Source organism: Bacillus sp. N447-1 (assembly GCF_022701035.1).
GTDB classification, from domain to species: Bacteria; Bacillota; Bacilli; order Bacillales; family Bacillaceae_G; genus Bacillus_A; species Bacillus_A cereus.
In genome coordinates this window covers 1,573,808-1,589,910 of record NZ_CP065509.1, presented here as the reverse complement: position 1 = coordinate 1,589,910, position 16,103 = coordinate 1,573,808, and the positions used below count along the sequence as shown (strand labels likewise).

Below are 16,103 nucleotides of genomic sequence, written 5' to 3'. Positions count from 1 at the left end.
GAGAACATGGAGAAAAATAAGAGTGGTACAAAAATATTGGATCGATTGATTACTTTAGTTGTTTCATATAGCATAGCATTTTCTATTTTTGCACTCGCAACAACGGCAGTTGTATATGGAAAATGGTTGTATTATTTTGAAATTGATTTTTTAAATATTCCTGATTTAGCGGATATGACGAAGGATGAAATTAAAAGAAATTACGATGTGCTTATTACATATTTATCCCCGTTTTATGACGGAGCATTACATTTGCCCACATTAGATATGTCCACAAATGGCCGTATTCATTTTGTAGATGTTAAAAATATTTTAGTAAAGATTCAATATGTGATGTATGCGACAATTATGATTGCAGTGATAGGCGGAATTTATTTATTAAAAAAGAAAAATGAAAAGTTTTTACTGCACGGATCGATTTTAACAATCATTTTTCCGATAGCGCTTATGTTACCAATTGCTATTAATTTTGAAAAGAGTTTTGTATTATTCCATAAACTTTTATTTAGTAATGATTATTGGGTTTTTGATCCTGAAAAGGATCCAATTATATTAATGTTACCAGAAGAGTTCTTTATGCATGCTGCGTGTGCTATTTTATTATTCATTTTAGGTGGGAGTATACTTTGTTACAGCTTATATAGATATCTCGTAAAAAAGAAAAGGATGTCACAGAAAAAATTCTCTGCTTAAAGAGAATTTTTTTCTTTGTAAAACGATAATATATTTTTCGGTCTAGTTCTGTTCTATTCTTGTCCAAATTAACATATTTTGTACTAGTAGTTAAGGGGGGACCGGGATGAAGAGAACATTAATTGGATTGATAGCATTTCTAATTATAATGTTTCCGTTACGTATATATGCTGAAGAGTGGAATGAGCTAACAGGGTTGTTAGACGACTCGTTACAGTTAGTGAAGCGTAATGAAGATGAAAAAGCGGTACAAGTATTACAACATTTCTCGGAGCAGTTTTTAATAAAGGGGAATGAAAAGAAGCAGGAAGTAACACCAGATCAAGTTAGAGTTATTTCTTTAGCTTACGATAAGGCGCAACAATCGCTCTCTGAAGAAGGTTTAGGTAAGCAAGCTAAAATTGATAATGTGCTGGCATTACAACTTGCTGTTGATGCACAAGTATCGAAATATCAACCACTTTGGATGGAAAGAGAAAGGAAAGTAATGGATGCCTTTTCTCAAATGGAAAAAGCGATGGAAAAAGAAGATGCTGGGCAGTTTCAACAAACGTTAAATACGTTTTTAAATGAATTCAATATTATTTATCCAAGCTTAATGATTGCTTTGCCAGAAAACGAGGTCCAGCGTGTAAATGTTCATTTATCTTATTTAGATGAATTTCGTAACGTTATGTTAAAAACGAAAGGCGGCCAAATGCAATTAGGGATTATTAAAGGGGATTTGCAAAAGATATTTCACACAGTAAAAAAAGATGAAATTGCACCCTCTCTCATTTGGTTTATGACAATTACTGGGGGACTTATTTTATTCACATTAACTTATGTTGGATGGAGAAAGTATAAAGGAGAGAGAGAAAAAAGAAAAAGTAATGTACATTCTAAAAATAGATAATGCAATAAATAAAGATATGGATTGTAAGGTTTATTCATTGACAATAGTGGCAGAAGAAAATAGAATGAGAAGTACTATAATTAAAACTTCAATGGAGGTTCATGATGTTTTATTTAATTTACTTCGCGATCATAATGATCATACCGTTGTATGCACAGTCAAGAGTACGTAGTGCCTATAGCAAGTATTCACAAGTTTATTCAACATCAGGTATGACAGGAGCGGAAGTGGCTCGAAAAATTTTAGATGAAAATGGATTATACAACGTAGCTGTAGAAGAAACACCAGGTCATTTATCAGACCATTATGATCCAACCGCTAAGACGGTTCGATTATCAACAGATAACTATTATGGACATTCAGTTGCTGGTACAGCAGTTGCAGCACACGAAGTAGGACACGCAATTCAAGATGCACAAGATTATAACTTTATGCGTATTCGTCATTCGTTAGTTCCTGTGGCTAATTTTGGATCGAATATATCATGGGTATTTATTATGATTGGTATATTTGCGACAATGTCAAAACTATTGTTATTAGGTATCATTTTAATGGCAGCAGGTGTTGTGTTCCAGCTCGTTACATTGCCAGTTGAGTTTGATGCGTCAAAGCGCGCAATGCAACAAATTGAAGCGTTAGGTATTGTATCAACAGATGAATATGGGCAAGCTCGTAAAGTATTAAATGCGGCAGCATTAACATATGTAGCAGCTGCAGCTGTAGCGGTATTTGAATTATTACGTCTCGTATTAATGTATACTGGTATGCAGCGTAGCGACGACTAAAGACTATCAATTTTGATAGTCTTTTTTTGTTGTGTGGATTGAATTATATAATGTATTGCAAATAGAAATAATAGAAGTAATGCGGAAAGGTGGTGGGGGAAATGAAATATCCAGACCATTTAGTAAAACAAGTACAAGAGCGTAGTGCTCCTTATCAACTAGAAGGTTTTTTAAGTGGACAAGGTCCTGAAAATCCCAAATTTATGTTGTTAGGAGAAGCACCTGGTGAAACAGAAATTCATAATGGGATTCCGTTTAGCGGGAGGGCGGGAAAACAATTAATGGTTTTTTTAGAGCGTATCCACGTTACAAGGGAAGAAGTATATATTACGAGCGCTGTTCGGAGTAGACCTTATAAATGGCGAGAGAAAAAAGAACGAAATGGTGAAATCATACAAAAAAAGTATAATAGAACGCCAAATCAGGGAGAAATAGTTGCCCATGCGCCTTTGTTAGATTATGAATTAGAGAAAATACATCCGAAGCTTATCGTCACGCTTGGAAATATCGGTCTTCAACGTTTAACAGGAAAAAATAAAAAAATCACAGATGTACACGGGCAATTATTAAAACAGCCCATTCAAAAATTAAAGGATATGCAAAGTGCAGAGTTTACATGGTCAGAGAAAGAATATCATGTTTTTCCGACTTTTCATCCAGCTTCCATTTTTTATAATCGGAGTTTATTGGAGCTTATTCATGAGGATTTTGAGAAGCTTAAAAGACTTGTAATAAAAAACTAGAAAAGCTAAGGCGCTTTTCTAGTTATATTTAATTATGTAAAGGGTTTTTATTTTCATCTAACGTAAACCCTTCACCAACTACATCATGTACATCACTTACAGCGACAAAAGCATGAGGATCTACAGAAGTAATGATATTCTTTAATTTCACGATTTCATTTTTAGCAACAACGCAATACAATACATTACGTTCCACTTTTGTATACGATCCAACAGCTTTTAAAAAGGTTGCTCCGCGCTCCATTTCAGATAAAATTTTGGCAGCAATTTCATCGTTTTTTTCTGAGATAATAGTCGCTCCTTTGGCAGCATAAGCTCCTTCTTGCATAAAATCAATGACTTTAGCACCGATAAAAACAGCAACTAGCGTATACATGCCCTCACGGTATGATAAATAGGTAAGAATAGAGACGACGATAACGACAGCATCAAACATAAACATTGTTTTCCCCATACTCCAGCCAACATATTTGTGCGCTAGTCGTGCGATAATATCTACACCGCCAGTAGTCCCGCCATATTTAAATATTATTCCAAGGCCGATACCGATAAATGCCCCGGCGAATAAAGCTGCGAGTGTCATATCATTTTGCAAGTTTAAATGTAAGTTGAGTACTTCGTAACGCTGGAAAATCCATAGAAATAAAGATACGCTAAAGGTTCCAATTAATGTATATAAAAATGTCGTTCTGCCAAGTAACCTCCAGCCAATAAAAAATATAGGGATATTTAAAATTAAGTTTGAGTAGGAAGGATCAAACTTAAATAAAAAATACAATAATAGTGTAATACCAGTAAACCCACCCTCTGCAAGGTGGTTTTCAATATTGATATTGACAATACCGAAAGAAAATATAGCGGAACCAATTAAAATAAAAATAATATTTCGCATCTTCAATTTTGATGTCATATAGAAATCCCCCTAATTATGTAATGATTGCATTGCTCCGCTGAAACGGTAAAACATAATAATAAGTAATTTCTAGTTGCTAGTGAAAATAGTAAGAACCTGATTGATGTGGGCTGATTTTTTGTGAAAAGTGCAAAAGAAAGTTTCACTTTATCCCGCTCTAAAGGCTGATAGGAGATGAAGCAAAGAAGAGGGGCAAACCAGCCGTAGAAACCCGATTGGTGTGGGCTGATCTTTTGCAAAAATCGCAAAAGAAGTTTCACTTTACCCCGTACCAACGGCTGGTAGGAGATAAACCTCTGAAGAAAGGCAAACCAGCCGTAGGAACCCGATTAGTTCAACTAATCTTTTGCAAAAAAATCACAAAAGAAGTTTCACTTTATTATAGTCTATCCAAAAATGGGTCGCAAATAGGTGTTTGGCGGGGAATAATATTTGTCAAATCGCGATGAATTGGCTAACATGAAAGAGGAAGGATTAGAGGTGAATAGTATGGAAGCAAAAACGATGAAAGATATGCAGAAAGAAGTAGATGCATATATTGGTCAGTTTAAAGAAGGTTATTTCAGTCCGCTTGCAATGATGGCTCGTTTAACGGAAGAAATGGGAGAGCTTGCAAGAGAGGTAAATCATTATTATGGTGAGAAACCGAAGAAAACAACTGAAAAAGAAAGAAGTATTGAAGAAGAGCTTGGAGATGTATTATTTGTTATGATTTGTATGGCAAATAGTTTAAATATTGATTTAGAGACAGCACATAACATTGTAATGAATAAATTTAATACACGTGATAAAGATCGCTGGACACGTATTGATGAGGGAGAGAAAGAATAATGAAAGAAATTAAAGTAATTATCGCCGGACCAAGAGGACGTATGGGACATGAAGCAGTCCTTCTTATGGAAAGAACGGAACATTTTAATTTAGTAGCAGCAGTGGATTATAAGCATGGTGGTGAGAAGATTTCTGATTTACCTGGCATGCCAGCATTACATGCGCCGATTTACGCTGATTTACATACTTGTTTAGATGAAGTAGAAGCAGATGTGTTGTTAGATTTAACAACACCAGAAGTGGGGAAACAACACGTTACACTTGCAGTTGAGCGTGGACTTCGTTCGGTTATTGGTACAACTGGATTTACAGAAGAAGAATTGACACGTTTAACAGAGAATGCAAAAGAAAAAGCAGTAGGAACAATTATTGCTCCAAACTTTGCAATTGGTGCAGTTCTTATGATGAAATTCTCACAAATGGCAGCGAAATATTTCCAAGATGTTGAGGTAATTGAATTACATCATGATCAAAAATTAGACGCACCATCTGGTACAGCTGTAAAAACGGTAGAGTTAATTCGCCAAAATCGTGAATCAAAGCAGCAAGGTCATCCAAATGAAGTAGAGCAACTAGCAGGTGCACGAGGTGCAAATGTAGACGGTATTCACATTCATAGTGTACGTTTGCCAGGGCTTATTGCACACCAAGAAGTAATGTTTGGTGGAGATGGACAAATGTTAACAGTTCGTCATGATTCATTCAATCGTGCATCATTTATGTCAGGTGTAAAACTATCAATTGAGACAGTAATGAACCTTGATCATCTTGTGTACGGTTTAGAAAATATTATCGACTAAAGGGGAGACAACGGATGAAAATTGCCTTAATCGCACATGACAAAAAGAAAAATGATATGGTTTCGTTTGCATACGCATATAAACCAATTTTTGAACAACATGAATTATTTGCAACAGGAACGACAGGGCTTCGCATTATGGAAGCGACTGGATTAGTTGTAACAAGATATCAATCTGGCCCTCTTGGTGGAGATCAAGAAATTGGTGCAATGATTGCAAAGAACGATTTAGATATGGTGATTTTCTTCCGCGATCCATTAACAGCACAGCCGCATGAACCGGATGTGAATGCATTACTTCGTTTATGTGATGTATATGCGATTCCACTTGCAACGAATATGGCAAGTGCTGAAATGTTAATGCACGCATTAGAGCGAGGAGATTTAGATTATCGTAAGTTAAGAAAATGAGGGGAACAATTATGAGTGGATTACATATATTAGCGTTTGGTGCTCATGCCGATGATGTTGAAATCGGCATGGCTGGTACCATCGCTAAATATACAAAGCAAGGGTATGAAGTAGGTATTTGTGATTTAACAGAAGCTGATCTTTCTTCAAATGGAACGATAGAGTTGAGAAAAGAAGAAGCGAAGGTCGCAGCTCGTATAATGGGAGTAAAAACGAGGCTGAATTTAGCGATGCCAGACCGTGGTTTGTATATGAAAGAAGAGTATATACGTGAAATTGTCAAGGTGATCCGTACATATAAACCAAAACTAGTTTTTGCGCCGTACTATGAAGATCGCCATCCAGATCATGCAAATTGTGCAAAGCTTGTGGAAGAGGCTATTTTTTCAGCAGGAATCCGTAAATATATGCCGGAACTTTCACCACATCGTGTGGAGTCTTTTTATAATTATATGATTAATGGTTTTCATAAACCGAATTTTTGTATAGATATAAGTGAGTACCTCTCTATAAAGGTGGAAGCATTAGAAGCGTATGAAAGTCAGTTTTCAACAGGGAGTGATGGTGTTAAGACACCGTTAACAGAAGGTTACGTTGAAACTGTGATTGCTCGTGAGAAGATGTTTGGAAAAGAAGTTGGAGTCTTGTATGCCGAAGGATTTATGAGTAAGAAACCGGTTTTATTACATGCTGATTTATTAGGGGGATGTAAATGAAATTAAAAATAGGTATTACATGTTATCCTTCTGTAGGTGGTTCTGGAGTTGTTGGAACAGAATTAGGAAAGCAATTGGCGGAACGTGGGCATGAAATTCACTTTATTACATCGGGTTTACCATTCCGGTTAAATAAAGTATATCCAAACATTTATTTTCATGAAGTGACGGTAAATCAATACTCTGTATTTCAATATCCACCATACGATTTAGCGTTAGCAAGTAAAATGGCCGAGGTTGCACAAAGAGAAAACTTAGACATTTTACATGTGCATTACGCAATACCACATGCAATTTGTGCATATTTAGCAAAACAAATGATCGGAGAGCGTATTAAAATTGTTACAACCTTACATGGAACAGATATTACTGTGTTAGGTTCCGACCCTTCGTTAAATAATTTAATTCGTTTTGGTATTGAGCAATCGGATGTTGTTACTGCTGTCTCGCATTCATTAATTAACGAAACACATGAGCTTGTAAAACCAAGTAAAGAAATTCAAACGGTATATAACTTTATAGACGAACGTGTATATTTCAAGCGTAATATGTCTCAATTAAAGAAAGAATATGGTATAAGTGAGAGTGAAAAAGTACTTATTCATATTTCGAATTTCCGTAAAGTGAAACGTGTGCAGGATGTTGTTCAGGCATTTGCTAAAATTGTTAAAGAAGTAGATGCGAAGTTGCTTCTTGTTGGAGACGGACCAGAATTCTGTACGATTTTACAGATAGTGAAGAATTTACATATTGAAGATCGCGTTTTATTCCTAGGGAAGCAAGATAATGTTGCAGAACTACTTGCGATGAGTGATTTAATGTTGCTTCTATCAGAGAAGGAAAGTTTTGGTCTTGTTTTATTAGAAGCAATGGCGTGTGGTGTACCTTGTATCGGAACACGGGTTGGAGGTATTCCAGAGGTTATTCAACACGGGGAAACAGGATATTTATGTGAAGTTGGCGATACAACAGGAGTGGCAAATCAAGCTATTCAGCTATTAAAGGACGAGGAACTTCACCGTAATATGGGAGAACGAGCAAGAGAAAGTGTTTATGAGCAATTTCGCTCAGAAAAAATTGTTTCACAATATGAAACGATTTACTATGACGTACTAAGGGATGACAAAAATGGAAAGATTTAAAAAAGCTAGTTCTATTATTGAGACATTAAAGCAACAAGGACATGAGGCTTACTTTGTTGGTGGGAGCGTACGAGATCTTATTATCGATAGGCCGATTGGAGATATTGATATTGCGACATCTGCTCTACCAGAAGAAGTGATGGCTATATTCCCAAGAAATGTTCCTGTTGGTCTTGAGCATGGAACTGTAATTGTTGTAGAAAATGGTGAGCCCTATGAGGTAACTACTTTTCGAACAGAAAGCGAATATGAAGATTTTCGAAGACCTAGTAGTGTTCAATTTGTTCGTTCATTAGAAGAGGATTTAAAACGTCGTGATTTCACGATGAATGCAATTGCTATGACAGAAGAAGGCAAAATGGTCGATTTATTTGCTGGACAGGAAGCCATTCAACAGAGAGAAATTGTGACAGTTGGAAATGCTGCGGATCGTTTTCAAGAAGATGCCCTGCGAATGATGCGTGGTATTCGGTTTGTAAGCACGTTAGGTTTTTCATTAGAAATGAAAACGAAGCAAGCGATTGAAACGTATGGGCATTTGCTAGAACATATAGCAATTGAGCGTATTACAGTAGAGTTTGAGAAACTGTTAACTGGTACATATTGTGTGAAAGGTCTCAAAGAATTAGTAGAGACGAAGCTATTTTCTCATTTGCCATATTTACAAATGTCAGAAGAGAGACTGTTAAAAGCTACGCAGTATAAATGGGATTCTTTCGAAACGGATATTGAGGCGTGGGCATTTTTCTTATATTGTATCGGAGAAGAACATCCATCTGTCTTTTTACGTCAATGGAAGTTTTCGAATAAAAAAATAAAAGATATTGTTGCAGTTTTATTGACAATCCGTACTAGAAAGGAGAAGGATTGGGATACAGTCCTTCTTTATAAAACGGGAATTCATATCGCTGAAATGGCAGAGAGAGTATATGAAGCGATGATTGAACGCTATGACCCTACATCTGTTGAACGAGTACAATCAATGTTTCATGCATTGCCAATCCAGGAGCGTCAAGAAATGAATGTGACTGGTAATGATTTATTAAACTGGGCAAACAAAAAGCCTGGTCCGTGGGTTGCTGAGATGCTTCAGAAAATCGAAGAAGCAATCGTACAAGGAAACGTAGTTAATGAGAAAGAGCGTATAAGGGAGTGGCTACAAGGATGCAATCTACTATAAGAAAGCAGTTATTGCAAGTTTTTTCTGAAGCGGATGGCGAGTTTGTATCCGGCCAAACAATTAGTGATAAACTTGGTTGTTCAAGAACTGCTGTGTGGAAACATATGGAGGATCTGCGGAGTGAGGGATATGAACTTGAAGCTGTGCGTCGATTAGGTTACCGAATTGCAAGTAAGCCAGACAAAGTGACCGCTAATGAAATTCAGTTAGGGCTACAAACGAAGCGGATTGGTAGAACAGTGTATTTTGAAGAAACTGTTGAATCAACGCAGCACATTGCAGCAAAACTTGCTTATGAAGGTGCAGAAGAAGGAACAGTCGTTGTAGCAGAAGAACAAACAGCGGGAAGAGGTCGTTTAAGCAGAAAATGGCATTCACCAAAAGGAACAGGGATTTGGATGAGTATTATTTTACGCCCATCAATCCCAGTTCATCATGCACCGCAACTTACTTTGTTAGCGGCCGTTAGTGTTGCACAGGCAATTGAAAAATGCACGGGTGTAAACGTAGGAATAAAATGGCCAAATGATATTTTAATTCAAGGTAAAAAGGCTGTAGGTATATTAACAGAAATGCAAGCGGATCCTGATAAAATTAATGCTGTCATTATGGGCATCGGTATTAATGCGAATCAAAAGCAAGAACATTTTGATGAAGAAATTCAGCACATTGCTACTTCATTAGCGATTGAATCAGGTAAGCCGATTGTTCGTGCAGAACTTATGCAACAAATCTATTTACAACTAGAAAAATTATATGAAGAGTATTTACAAAATGGTTTCTCTGTCATTAAAATTCTTTGGGAAAGTTACGCTGTGAGCATCGGGAAAGAAATTACCGCTCGAACGATGAGAGAGACAATTACGGGGTTAGCAAAAGGAATCACAGAGGATGGTGTATTACTTCTGGAGGATCATGAGGGGAAAGTACATCATATTCATTCTGCAGATATTGAAATTAAGTAAAAGAAGTTCCTCTTTTGGAACTTCTTTTTATTTCAATAGTTTTGAGTTGAATTTGTAACATGATAATAAATTTTTTTCATATTTAAAGTTCATTTCAAAATATCTTCCGCCTAGTTGGCAGGGCATGTTATTTGACGATTACTTTGCCTGCCATTCCTTTAAGAAGATGGTATCGACATATTAATTCATATGTACCAGTATTTTTAGGTTTCACGGTAATATTCTTTTCTTTTCCTGACTCGATTACGACGTCAATGCCGAGTTTTTTCACTGTAAAGGTGTGCTCGTTTTTACCTTTATTTTTCAATAGTAATGTTGTTGATCCTTCAAGCGGAATCGTGATAACATTTGGATTAAAGTAATCATCATTTAGTTCAACCTCAATCACTTTCGTTAAATCGGTGGGGGGTGTTACGACAGTAACTGAGGCAAATACATGGGAGGATCCTAAAGACATCCACCATACAATCATTACAAGCAAACTGCTGAATCGAAATAACCACCTGTTCATAGACATCTGCAATTCTCCTTTGTTAAGTACTTTCCTCAATTAACCTGCATCATTAGTTTAAGAGTTATACTATACAGTTAAATGGATTACAGAAAAAATTAACTTGGACTTTTTTAGCATGCGTTGAAAAAACATGTATCTTTTCAGGGTTGAATTCTCCATAAAAACTGTATAGCATATATACTCTCGTGTTAAATTTCATATACCGTAATAAGAATAAAAAATTATTTTTTCAAAAAAATGTAGTAATTCCTTTTTGTAGTTTGCTATAATTAGTTCGAATGTGGGCAGTATCAGAGCGAACTGCACCATGATTCGAAGTCATACGAAAAATAATAACTTGGATTCTGCCTTGATCCAATAACGGACTGGGACAGAGGGATGAATAATGCCGACTAACACACAACCCTTCTGCCCTTTTATGGTCAGAGGGGTTTTTTATATGATTTCGGCCATCTCCTCTCTCCTGCATAAAGGAGGAGTAGTTTTTGAAAACAAAAACAGATTTTTTGAAGATGAAAGAGCAAGGTGAGCCGATTACAATGCTAACGGCGTATGATTATCCATCTGCTAAATTAGCAGAAGAAGCTGAAGTTGATATGATTCTAGTTGGAGATTCTCTTGGAATGGTTGTACTCGGATACGATTCAACAGTACCTGTAACAGTAGAGGATATGATTCATCATACGAAAGCTGTACGCCGTGGAGCGAAAGAGACGTTTATTGTAACTGATATGCCATTTATGTCGTATCACGTATCATTACAAGAAACGATGGTGAATGCACGTCGCATCGTTCAAGAGAGCGGGGCACACGCACTGAAGGTAGAAGGTGCTGGAGAAGTTATATCGACGATTCAATATTTGACGAACGCAGGAATTCCTGTTGTAGCGCATTTAGGTTTAACCCCTCAATCTGTAGGAGTGTTGGGTGGATATAAAGTGCAAGGAAAAGATGCGGAGAGTGCAAAAAAATTAATAGAAGATGCAAAGAAATGTGAAGAAGCTGGTGCAATAGCGCTTGTGTTAGAATGTGTACCAATGCAGTTAGCAGAACTTATTTCAGAGCAACTAACAATACCAACAATTGGGATTGGTGCAGGACAAAAAGTAGATGGGCAAGTGCTTGTTTATCATGATCTTATCTCATACGGCGTAAATCGTGTTCCGAAATTTGTGAAGCAATATACGTCTGTTCAAGAGGAGATTGTGCGTGGGATTTCACAATATGTTACTGAAGTAAAGACAAGGCAATTTCCTGAAGAAAAACATTCGTTCACAATGAAAGAGGAAGAATGCTTAGCGTTATACGGAGGAAAACAATAATGAAAATCGTAACTACAGTGCAAGAGATGCAGCAAATTACAAGCGAACTTCGTGCAAGTGGAAAGAGTATTGGTTTTGTTCCAACAATGGGTTATTTACATGAAGGCCATGCTACTTTATTACGTAAGGCAAGAGAAGAAAATGAAATTGTAGTTTTAAGTGTATTTGTAAACCCGCTACAATTCGGCCCAAATGAAGATTTAGATCGATATCCTCGTGATATTGATAGAGATGAAAATGTAGCAAAAGAAAACGGTGTAGATTATTTATTTTATCCGAGTGTAGAAGAAATGTATCCAGCAGAACAAACAACAACAGTAGAAGTTGTGAAGCGCACGGACGTATTATGCGGTCAACAAAGACCTGGTCATTTCGCTGGTGTTGCAACTGTACTGATGAAACTATTTAATATTACGGTGCCAACGCGTGCTTATTTCGGTATGAAAGATGCTCAACAAGTTGCAGTAATTGAAGGATTTGTAACTGATTTCAATATTCCAGTTACAATCGTACCAGTTGATATTGTAAGGGAAGAAGATGGTTTAGCGAAAAGTTCTCGTAACGTGTACCTATCACAAGATGAACGTGAAGAAGCTCTTCATTTATACCGCAGCCTATGTATAGCGAAAGAAAGAATTGAGGCAGGTGAACGTAATCCGGAAATCATTACAAATCTTGTGAAAGATTATATTGAGACGCATACGAAAGGCACTGTAGATTATGCGGATTTATATGCATATCCGTCATTAACAATGGTAGAGAAAGTCGAAGGAAGAATCATTTTAGCTATTGCAGTTAAGTTTGAAAATGTAAGATTAATTGACAATATAACATTAACGGTTAAATAAGGGGGAGCATCTATGTTTCGCACAATGATGAGAGCAAAGTTACATCGTGCAACTGTAACGGAGGCAAATTTAAATTATGTAGGTAGTATTACAATTGATGAAGACTTAATGGATGCAGTAAATATTGTAGAAAACGAAAAAGTCCAAATTGTAAATAATAATAATGGTGCTCGCTTAGAGACATACGTTATTAAAGGGGAACGCGGTAGTGGTGTTGTTTGTTTAAACGGTGCGGCGGCAAGACTTGTACAACCAGGGGACAAAGTAATTATTATTTGTTATGGGCTAGTTACGGAAGAAGAGATTCATACACAAGAACCAAAAATTGCAGTACTAGACGATAATAATCAAATTATTGAAATGTTAGGTGCTGAAAAAGCGGGTACGATATTATAAGTAGAAAGGCTATCTCCATTGCGGAGATAGCTTTTTTGTGCATCTTTTCATTAAGATGAGATAAAACGTGGTATAGTAACATTATATAAATTATTGTTGTTTGAAAGGTAAGAAATTGAGGTGTTACATATATGAGTAAGCGTTATGTCGTTGTTGATTTAGAGACGACAGGGAACTCCTGGAAAGATGGGAAGGATAAAATTACCCAAATTGCAGCTGTTGTAGTAGAAGATGGAGAGATATTGGAGATTTTTTCGTCTTTTGTTAATCCAAAGAGAGAGATCCCACCATTTATTACAGAATTAACAGGGATTGATGAAAGTCTTGTAAAACAAGCCCCGTTATTTCAAGATGTAGCCCCGATGATTGTTGAGCTATTACAAGGTGCGGCTTTCGTTGCGCATAATGTTCACTTTGATTGGAATTTTTTAAATGAAGAATTAAGGCAAGCTGGATATACAGAAATACATTGTCCGAAAATCGACACGGTTGAATTGGCTCAAATTCTTTTGCCGACAGCCGATAGTTATAAATTACGTGATTTAGCTAAAAAGCATGAACTAGAGCACGATCAACCACATCGTGCGGATAGTGATGCTCTTGCAACAGCGGAATTATTTTTACAATTTTTAAATGAAATTGAAAAGTTACCACTTGTCACGTTGCAATCGCTTTATGAATTAAGTGATGTGTTCCAAAGCGATATAGCTGATGTGCTTTCTGAAAATATTTTAAAGAAAGTAATGCACGGTAAAGAAGATATAGCGGAGTATGAAATACATCGAAATATTGCGCTGAAAAAGCGGAACTATTCCTTAAACCTTGGAGAAACGTGTTCATCAAAGTTTGATGCTTTCTTGAATAAAACGATGGATAAATTGGAATCACATATGCCAAAGTTTGAAAGAAGAGAAAGTCAACAACTGATGATGAAAGAGATATATACGGCGTTAAGAGATTCTCGTTTTTCACTAATTGAAGCCGGTACAGGAACAGGAAAGACTCTCGCTTATTTGCTTCCTAGTCTTTATTTTGCAAAGAGAAAAGAAGAACCTGTCATTATAAGTACACAAACGGTACAACTCCAACAACAAATATTAGAAAAAGAAATTCCGTTATTACAAAAAATAATGCCATTTTCATTTGAGGCAGCTCTTCTAAAAGGAAGAAAGCATTATTTATGCTTACATAAATTTGAGTATGCTTTGCAAGAGGAAGAAAAAAATTATGATATGGCACTTACAAAGGCGAAGATTTTAGTTTGGCTATTGCAAACTGAAACAGGTGATCGAGACGAATTAAATATTCCTGAGGGCGGAAAGTTACTTTGGAATCGTATTTGTAGCGATGCGTATAGTCCAGGCGGTATGCAAAGTAATTGGTTTAGTCGTTGTTTTTACCAGCGAGCGAAGAATAAAGCTTTATTTGCAGATATCGTTATTACAAATCATGCGTTATTATTTCAAGATTTTTCAAGTGAAGAACCGTTGTTTGCTTCATGCGAACATATTATTTTTGATGAAGCTCACCATATTGAAGAAGCCGCGAGTAGAACATTGGGTGAACAGTTCTCTTGTATGTATTTTCAATTGGTTATATCTCGTCTTGGGACACTAGAAACAGAAGATGTACTCTCCAAAGTATATAAAATGATGAAAAAATCAGAGCAAGCATCTCGTTCAACTTTCCGTATGATAAGTTATAGTTTGAAGGAACTTAAGTTTGATGCGGATGAACTCTTCCAAATGTTACGTACTTTTATATTTAAACAAACAAAGCAAGAGCAAGGAACGAATAATATGCCGCTCATCTATAGGTATAACGCAGAACTAGAAAAAGGTAAGTTGTGGGATAGTATCGTCGAATTAACAAATCGTTTTATATATGAATTAAGAAGGGTAGTAACTGCTCTTGAGAAGCAAGTGGATATATTGCAAAGTAAGTTAGAATGGGAGATGCATGTTGTAACAGGTGAATTTATGCATTTAATTGAGTTGCTGAGAAAGATGGCAGAATCATTACAGTTACTCGTATTAGAAAAGAATTCGTATGTAACTTGGATGGAGACTGAAACGAAAGGGACGATTCATTCAACAGTTCTATATGCACAGCCTGTTCATATTGGTGAAAGATTTGCTGATGAATTTTTAACAGAAAAAAAGAGTGTTATTTTTACATCCGCAACACTAACAGTTAACGATACGTTTGATTATATAAAAGAGGAACTTGGTTTACATGATTTCGCTCCAAATACTTTAAAGGTTCCGTCGCCATTTCGTTATGATGAACAGATGAAATTAATGGTGTCAACGGATGTACCTTTTATTAAGCAAGTAAGTAATGAGCGATATATTGAATCTATATCGGAACATATTGCAAAGATAGCGAAAGCCACAAAAGGCAGAATGCTCGTTTTATTCACTTCGTATGAAATGTTAAAAGAAGCGTATGCGAATTTAAAAAATAATGATGAATTAGAGGGGTATTTATTACTGACCCAAAGTGTGAATAATAGAAGTCGAAGCCGCTTAATTCGAAAGTTTCAAGAATTCGACAAATCAATTTTATTAGGGACGAGCAGTTTCTGGGAAGGAATAGATATTCCAGGAGATGCCTTAAGTTGTCTTGTTATAGTCCGTCTACCATTTACACCTCCTCATCAGCCGATGATGGAAGCGAAAGGTGAGTGGCTAAAAAATCAAGGTGAAGATGTATTTGCTAAATTAGCGCTTCCACAAGCAATATTACGTTTCAAACAAGGATTCGGCCGCTTAATTCGAACGAATACAGATACAGGAACGGTAGTAGTGTTAGATCGTCGTTTGACGAGTTCTTCCTATGGAAAACGATTTCTACAATCGATTCCTAACGTACCTCTTTATGAAGGGCCATTAGAAGAATTGTTAGTACAATTAGAAGAACCACCAAATGAATAAAAATGGAAGAAAAA

General features: G+C 36.3%; 17 protein-coding genes. 15 read left to right on the top strand and 2 right to left on the bottom strand.

The features are described 5' to 3' along the window. Positions 1–6: 6 nt before the first annotated feature. From lit to IQ781_RS07835, 4 genes are all read left to right on the top strand, one after another. Positions 7–693 (top strand): lipoprotein intramolecular transacylase Lit, encoded by a 687-nt coding sequence (gene lit, locus IQ781_RS07850; protein WP_000414378.1) that lies wholly within the window; start codon positions 7–9, stop codon positions 691–693. 106 nt (positions 694–799) lie between these two features. Further along, the gene (ypjB, locus tag IQ781_RS07845) at positions 800–1,588 is read left to right on the top strand and encodes a sporulation protein YpjB (protein WP_000831584.1); all 789 of its coding nucleotides are present in this window, start codon (positions 800–802) and stop codon (positions 1,586–1,588) included. 101 nt (positions 1,589–1,689) lie between these two features. Continuing rightward, positions 1,690–2,373, top strand: a complete 684-nt coding sequence (locus IQ781_RS07840) for a zinc metallopeptidase (protein WP_011109966.1) — start codon at positions 1,690–1,692, stop codon at positions 2,371–2,373. A 101-nt stretch (positions 2,374–2,474) separates the two neighbouring features. Then, positions 2,475–3,116 carry a uracil-DNA glycosylase gene (locus IQ781_RS07835; protein ID WP_000876873.1) on the top strand — a complete coding sequence of 214 codons (642 nt, stop codon included), beginning with the start codon at positions 2,475–2,477 and terminating at the stop codon, positions 3,114–3,116. A gap of 28 nt (positions 3,117–3,144) precedes the next feature. On the opposite strand, the gene IQ781_RS07830 is transcribed toward IQ781_RS07835, so the two are convergent. Further along, entirely contained in the window at positions 3,145–4,026 is an 882-nt protein-coding gene (locus IQ781_RS07830; protein ID WP_000202121.1) for a YitT family protein, read from the bottom strand. A gap of 492 nt (positions 4,027–4,518) precedes the next feature. Between IQ781_RS07830 and IQ781_RS07825 the strand changes: the two genes are divergently transcribed. The 7 genes from IQ781_RS07825 to IQ781_RS07795 are packed head-to-tail and all read left to right on the top strand — an operon-like array spanning position 4,519 to position 10,073. Beyond that, on the top strand, positions 4,519–4,860 hold the full coding sequence (locus IQ781_RS07825; RefSeq protein WP_002108639.1) for a nucleotide pyrophosphohydrolase: 342 nt from the start codon (positions 4,519–4,521) through the stop codon (positions 4,858–4,860). After that, positions 4,860–5,660, top strand: coding sequence for a dihydrodipicolinate reductase (gene dapB, locus IQ781_RS07820; protein WP_000658813.1), 801 nt, complete (start codon positions 4,860–4,862; stop codon positions 5,658–5,660). Before IQ781_RS07825 ends, dapB begins: the two co-directional genes overlap by 1 nt. Before the next feature lie 14 nt (positions 5,661–5,674). After that, positions 5,675–6,070: a methylglyoxal synthase gene (gene mgsA / locus IQ781_RS07815; RefSeq protein WP_000684765.1), complete on the top strand. Its 396-nt coding sequence runs from the start codon at positions 5,675–5,677 to the stop codon at positions 6,068–6,070. Between the two features lie 11 nt (positions 6,071–6,081). Next, on the top strand, positions 6,082–6,786 hold the full coding sequence (gene bshB1 / locus IQ781_RS07810) for a bacillithiol biosynthesis deacetylase BshB1 (protein WP_000015673.1): 705 nt from the start codon (positions 6,082–6,084) through the stop codon (positions 6,784–6,786). Continuing rightward, the gene (gene bshA / locus IQ781_RS07805) at positions 6,783–7,928 is read left to right on the top strand and encodes an N-acetyl-alpha-D-glucosaminyl L-malate synthase BshA (RefSeq protein ID WP_000768305.1); all 1,146 of its coding nucleotides are present in this window, start codon (positions 6,783–6,785) and stop codon (positions 7,926–7,928) included. The genes bshB1 and bshA overlap by 4 nt, the downstream gene beginning before the upstream one ends. Then, entirely contained in the window at positions 7,915–9,108 is a 1,194-nt protein-coding gene (locus tag IQ781_RS07800; RefSeq protein WP_000439321.1) for a CCA tRNA nucleotidyltransferase, read from the top strand. Before bshA ends, IQ781_RS07800 begins: the two co-directional genes overlap by 14 nt. After that, positions 9,093–10,073 (top strand): biotin--[acetyl-CoA-carboxylase] ligase, encoded by a 981-nt coding sequence (locus IQ781_RS07795; protein ID WP_001192063.1) that lies wholly within the window; start codon positions 9,093–9,095, stop codon positions 10,071–10,073. Before IQ781_RS07800 ends, IQ781_RS07795 begins: the two co-directional genes overlap by 16 nt. Positions 10,074–10,200: 127 nt before the next feature. On the opposite strand, the gene IQ781_RS07790 is transcribed toward IQ781_RS07795, so the two are convergent. Beyond that, entirely contained in the window at positions 10,201–10,590 is a 390-nt protein-coding gene (locus IQ781_RS07790; protein WP_000062388.1) for a cupredoxin domain-containing protein, read from the bottom strand. 482 nt (positions 10,591–11,072) lie between these two features. Between IQ781_RS07790 and panB the strand changes: the two genes are divergently transcribed. From panB to dinG, 4 genes are all read left to right on the top strand, one after another. Beyond that, on the top strand, positions 11,073–11,909 hold the full coding sequence (gene panB, locus IQ781_RS07785) for a 3-methyl-2-oxobutanoate hydroxymethyltransferase (protein ID WP_000851108.1): 837 nt from the start codon (positions 11,073–11,075) through the stop codon (positions 11,907–11,909). Beyond that, positions 11,909–12,757 carry a pantoate--beta-alanine ligase gene (gene panC, locus IQ781_RS07780; RefSeq protein WP_000707025.1) on the top strand — a complete coding sequence of 283 codons (849 nt, stop codon included), beginning with the start codon at positions 11,909–11,911 and terminating at the stop codon, positions 12,755–12,757. Before panB ends, panC begins: the two co-directional genes overlap by 1 nt. 12 nt (positions 12,758–12,769) lie before the next feature. Continuing rightward, positions 12,770–13,153 (top strand): aspartate 1-decarboxylase, encoded by a 384-nt coding sequence (gene panD, locus IQ781_RS07775; RefSeq protein ID WP_000490184.1) that lies wholly within the window; start codon positions 12,770–12,772, stop codon positions 13,151–13,153. A gap of 131 nt (positions 13,154–13,284) precedes the next feature. Beyond that, the gene (dinG, locus tag IQ781_RS07770; RefSeq protein WP_065381958.1) at positions 13,285–16,089 is read left to right on the top strand and encodes an ATP-dependent DNA helicase DinG; all 2,805 of its coding nucleotides are present in this window, start codon (positions 13,285–13,287) and stop codon (positions 16,087–16,089) included. The last annotated feature ends 14 nt before the right edge of the window (positions 16,090–16,103 follow it).

Coding starts and splice junctions, on each gene's coding strand:
- panD (WP_000490184.1), top strand. CDS start 12,770: ATGTTTCGCACAATGATGAGAGCAAAGTTACATCGTGCAACTGTAACG.
- IQ781_RS07790 (WP_000062388.1), bottom strand. CDS start 10,590: ATGTCTATGAACAGGTGGTTATTTCGATTCAGCAGTTTGCTTGTAATG.
- lit (WP_000414378.1), top strand. CDS start 7: ATGGAGAAAAATAAGAGTGGTACAAAAATATTGGATCGATTGATTACT.
- IQ781_RS07800 (WP_000439321.1), top strand. CDS start 7,915: ATGGAAAGATTTAAAAAAGCTAGTTCTATTATTGAGACATTAAAGCAA.
- IQ781_RS07795 (WP_001192063.1), top strand. CDS start 9,093: ATGCAATCTACTATAAGAAAGCAGTTATTGCAAGTTTTTTCTGAAGCG.
- bshA (WP_000768305.1), top strand. CDS start 6,783: ATGAAATTAAAAATAGGTATTACATGTTATCCTTCTGTAGGTGGTTCT.
- dapB (WP_000658813.1), top strand. CDS start 4,860: ATGAAAGAAATTAAAGTAATTATCGCCGGACCAAGAGGACGTATGGGA.
- ypjB (WP_000831584.1), top strand. CDS start 800: ATGAAGAGAACATTAATTGGATTGATAGCATTTCTAATTATAATGTTT.
- IQ781_RS07830 (WP_000202121.1), bottom strand. CDS start 4,026: ATGACATCAAAATTGAAGATGCGAAATATTATTTTTATTTTAATTGGT.
- bshB1 (WP_000015673.1), top strand. CDS start 6,082: ATGAGTGGATTACATATATTAGCGTTTGGTGCTCATGCCGATGATGTT.
- dinG (WP_065381958.1), top strand. CDS start 13,285: ATGAGTAAGCGTTATGTCGTTGTTGATTTAGAGACGACAGGGAACTCC.
- IQ781_RS07835 (WP_000876873.1), top strand. CDS start 2,475: ATGAAATATCCAGACCATTTAGTAAAACAAGTACAAGAGCGTAGTGCT.
- IQ781_RS07840 (WP_011109966.1), top strand. CDS start 1,690: ATGATGTTTTATTTAATTTACTTCGCGATCATAATGATCATACCGTTG.
- IQ781_RS07825 (WP_002108639.1), top strand. CDS start 4,519: ATGGAAGCAAAAACGATGAAAGATATGCAGAAAGAAGTAGATGCATAT.
- mgsA (WP_000684765.1), top strand. CDS start 5,675: ATGAAAATTGCCTTAATCGCACATGACAAAAAGAAAAATGATATGGTT.
- panC (WP_000707025.1), top strand. CDS start 11,909: ATGAAAATCGTAACTACAGTGCAAGAGATGCAGCAAATTACAAGCGAA.